The 3,829-nt window shown below is 69.9% G+C and carries 1 protein-coding gene; it reads right to left on the bottom strand.

Features of this window, described 5'->3' with window-relative positions; translation table 11 throughout:
* Positions 1 to 78 precede the first annotated feature (78 nt).
* Positions 79 to 3,829 (bottom strand): Pls/PosA family non-ribosomal peptide synthetase (locus KGQ19_RS47810; protein WP_212022182.1); only part of this gene is annotated, 3,751 nt, incomplete at its 5' end.

Raw genomic sequence — 3,829 nt, 5'->3', positions numbered from 1 at the left:
CCGCACGCCCCGAGACCGACGCACGACCCGAACCCGCCGAACGCACCCCGGCGGCCGCCTCCCTGCCCCGACCCCCGCTCACGCCTGCTCCGGCCACGGCGCGATCGGATTGCCCTGCCACCGGGTATGCGCCGGCACCGCCTCCCCGCGCATCACCAACGACGCCGGCCCCACCGTCGCCTGCGCCCCGATCTGCGCCGCCGGCAAGATCACACCCTGCGGGCCCAACGTCGCCCCGGCCTCCAACCGCACCACATCCATACTCATCACCCGGTCATGGAACAGGTGCGTCTGCACCACACACCCGCGGTTCACCGTCGCGGCATCCGCCAACTCGATCAAATCAGCCTCCGGCAGCCAGTACGTCTCACACCACACCCCGCGACCCACCCGGGAACCCATCGCCCGATGCCACAGGTTCAGCGGCGCGGTGCCCAACCACGTCTCGGCGAACCACGGCGCCGCCACCAACTCCACGAAGTTGTCCGCCAACTCGTTGCGCCAGACGAAAGAACTCCACAACGGCTGTTCCGATACCCGGATCCGGCCGACCAAAGCCCACTTCGCGGCCACGGCCACCAACCCGGCCACCGCCCCGGCCACCAAGAACGCCACCCCGCCCAGCAGCACCGCCGCGGCCACATTCCCATCCCGCGCCACCTGCGCCAGCACCGTCACCGTCAGCAACGCCAACCCGGCCGTCACCATCATCGGCACCAGCCGGCACAGCTCGATCACCGCCCGCGCCGCCATCAGCCGCCGCGGCGGGTTGTACGTCAACGCGTCGTCGACCTCCTGCCCCGGACGACGCAGCCGCTCCGGCGGCATCCCCAGATACGACTTGCCGCGCTTGGCCTTGTGCGGAGCCGCCGACAACACCCCGACCAGGCTCTCCTTCGGCAGCTTGCGGCCCGGCGCCACCATCCCGGAGTTGCCCACGAACACCCGCTTGCCGATCCGCGCGTGCCCCACCCGCAGCCAGCCGCCGGCCATCTCGTACGGCGCCACCATCGTGTCGTCGGCCAGGAACGCGCCGTCGTTCACCGTCGTCATCGCCGGGACCGCCAGCACCGTCGACATCTCCACACCCCGCCCGACCCGCATCCCCAGCACCCGCAGCCACGACGGCGTCAGGATGCTCGCATACAGCGGATACAGCCACACCCGCGCCATCGCCATCAACTGCAGCGTCGCCCAGGTCTGCCAGGCCCGGCGGCTGTGCAGCGGATGGTCGCCGGCGACCATCCCCACGCTCAACGCCCGGACGCACGCCAACGTCAGCAGCGCATAGCAGACCACGAACACCGGCGTAGCCGGAACCAGACCCACCAGCGCCCAGCCGAAGCCCTGCCACACCGTGCCCGTCGCGTGCACGAACCCCGCCAAGATCAGCAACGCCGGAATCGCGGCGATCAGCGGAAACAACGCCAGCCCGACAGCGGTCGTGCCATAAACCCACGTCCACACCCGCGACCGGCGCGCCTCCCCCGGCGGCCGCTCAGCCTTACGCAAACGCACCGCCGGCGACCCCGCCCACTCCTGACCCGCCGGAACCACCCCGCCCACCGACGAACCCGGCGCGATCCGCGCCCGCTCACCGATCCGCGCACCGGGCAACAACATCGACCGCGCACCCACCGACGCCCCCGCGCCGATCCGCAACTCCCCGACCCGCACCCGGCCGCCGTCCACCCAGAAACCGGTCAAATCCACTTCCGGCTCCACCGACGAACCCCGGTCCATCCGCAGCATGCCCGTCACCGGCGGCGGCGAATGCAAATCCACATCCGGGCCCAACCGCGCACCCAACGCCCGCGCATACAACGTGTTCCACGGACCGGTCACCGTCGTCAGCACCCCGATCCGCCACGCCAACTGCTCCGCCGCCCACAAACGCAGATGCACCGACCCGCCCCGCGGATAGTCACCCGGCCGCACACCGCGCACAAGCAGACGCACCCCGGTCGCGGCGATCGCGATCCGACCGGGCGGGGAGACGAAGAGCACGAAGCCCGCCGCCACCCACCACCACGAAACCCGCGGCGCCCACGGCACGTCGACCACATTCCCCAACGTCGCCAACAGCGTCAGCCAGCGCATCGCACCGAGGGTCGCCAACGGCAGCATCACGGCGATCTGGATCGCCTGCGCACCCCGGCTGACCGGCACCACATCCGGAACCGACTCCGCGACCTGACCAACCTCCTCCGGCGCCATCGCCAACAGCCGCGCCGCCAACTCACCGAGAGTCGGATTGTCATACACGTCGCGCACAGTGACCGTCGGATACCGCGACCGCAGAATCGACACGAAACGCGCCGCGACCAGCGAACTACCACCGGAATCGAAGAAGTCCACCTCCGGGCGCACCGGACGCTCACCCAGCAACGTCGCCCACCGCTCAGCCAACCAATCCTCGGCGACCGTCAACTCCGCCGCCTCGACCGGCTCCTCCACCCCGGGCAACGGCCACGGCAAAGCATTGCGATCCACCTTGCCCGACGTACGGACCGGCAGATCATCAAGCACGGCGATACGCGGGACCAGCGCCGCCGGCAACTGCTCAGCCAACAAGGCGCGGGCATTCCCGGTGTCGAAACCCGGCTCGGACGGGACCACATAGCCGACCAGGATCTCCGCGCCACCAGCCGTCTTCTTCACCGCCGCGGCGGCACCGGCCACCCCGGGCAACGCCTGCAAGGCCGCGTCCACCTCGCCCAACTCGATCCGGCGACCACCCAGCTTCACCTGCTCATCGGCCCGGCCCAGGAACACCAGACCCTCCGGATCGGCACGCACCAAGTCACCGCTGCGATACGCCCGATCCCACTCCATCGACTTCAACGGCGCGTACTTCTCGGCGTCCTTCTCCGGATCCAGATACCGCGCCAGACCCACGCCACCGATCACCAACTGGCCCGAGCCCCCCATCGGCACCGGCTCCTCGGCATCGTCGACGACCACCAACTCCCAGCCGTCCAACGGCAACCCGATCCGGACCGGACCCACACCCGTCAGCTGCGCGGCGCTGGCCACCACCGTCGCCTCGGTCGGACCGTACGTGTTCCACACCTCACGACCCGGCACCGCCAGCCGCTCCGCCAACTCCGGCGGACACGCCTCGCCACCGAAGATCAGCAGCCTGACGTCAGCCAACGCCTCCGCCGGCCACAACGAGGCCAGAGTCGGAACCGTGGACACCACGGTAATGCCGTTCTCCACCAGCCACGGACCCAAATCAACGCCGCTGCGGACCAACGCCCGCGGCGCCGGAACCAGGCACGCCCCGTTGCGCCAGGCCAACCACATCTCTTCGCAGGAAGCATCGAAGGCCACCGACAGGCCCGCCAAGACCCGGTCCGACGTGCCGATCGGAGCACGGCGCAGGAAGAGGCCGGCCTCGGCGTCGACAAAAGCCGCCGCGTTGCGATGAGTCACCGCCACGCCCTTCGGCTTGCCGGTAGAGCCCGAGGTGAAGATGATCCAGGCATCGTCGGTGAGGGTCGGGGCGCCGGGCTTCGCCGGAGCTGGGGCCGCGACCGACGCTGGCTCTGACACAGCAGCCGACGCTGGTTCTGCCGCAGCGGCCGACACTTCGAGATCCGCTGAGGAGTCCTCCGCCACTGAGAGATCGGCCGGCACTGGTAGGTCAACCGCCTCCACTATCCGCAACGACTCCCCGATCACCGCCCGCACCGCGGCCTCACCGAACACCAGCCGCGCACGCTCATCAGGATCATCAGCATCCACCGGCACATACGCCGCACCGGCCGTCAGCACCCCGAGAATCGCAATGTAAAGATCGACAGTCCCCGACGGAACCCGCACC

This window comes from Catenulispora pinistramenti (genome assembly GCF_018274385.1).
Classification (GTDB): Bacteria; Actinomycetota; Actinomycetes; order Streptomycetales; family Catenulisporaceae; genus Catenulispora; species Catenulispora pinistramenti.
This window is presented reverse-complemented; position numbering and strand designations above follow the sequence as displayed.